Source organism: Wolbachia endosymbiont of Drosophila incompta (assembly GCF_001758565.1).
GTDB lineage: Bacteria > Pseudomonadota > Alphaproteobacteria > Rickettsiales > Anaplasmataceae > Wolbachia > Wolbachia pipientis.
This window is the reverse complement of record NZ_CP011148.1, coordinates 397,727-398,152: the sequence shown is the minus strand read 5'-3', so window position 1 is coordinate 398,152 and position 426 is coordinate 397,727. Positions and strand designations below refer to the sequence as shown.

Sequence of the window (426 nt, the reverse complement as noted above, 5' to 3'; positions counted from 1 at the left end):
TTGAAAAAGATTATGATTGCATTTTTTCAATACTCTTTGCTTAAGATTTATATTTAACGCTGCTTAAAATCAGTGAAATGCACACCCCAGCAAACTACTCTGCCGAGCTTCCAACACTTTCACATTTACTATTTTGTCCCTGTATTTATCTTCAGAATCATCAATGCACACTGATTGCATATATGGGCTTTTACCAATAATTTGGTTTTGGTGTTTACCTTTTTTATCGCTAAATAGAACAGGTATAGTTTTACCTACCATACTCTGGTTAAACTCAAGTTGTTGCTTACTAATTAATTTCTGTAAACGAAGAAGGCGCTCTGTTTTAACCTCTTCGGGTACTTGATCTTTTCTTTCCGCTCCCGGTGTGCCTGGTCTTGGGCTGTATTTAAAACTATAAGCCTGAGCATATCTAACTTTTTCTAC

1 protein-coding gene is annotated in these 426 nt (G+C 35.7%); it reads right to left on the bottom strand.

Annotation, left to right across the window (positions count from 1 at the left end):
- Positions 1–69 precede the first annotated feature (69 nt).
- Positions 70–426: TRAM domain-containing protein (locus tag WG67_RS08225; protein WP_458694980.1), on the bottom strand; the 357-nt coding region annotated here is incomplete at its 5' end.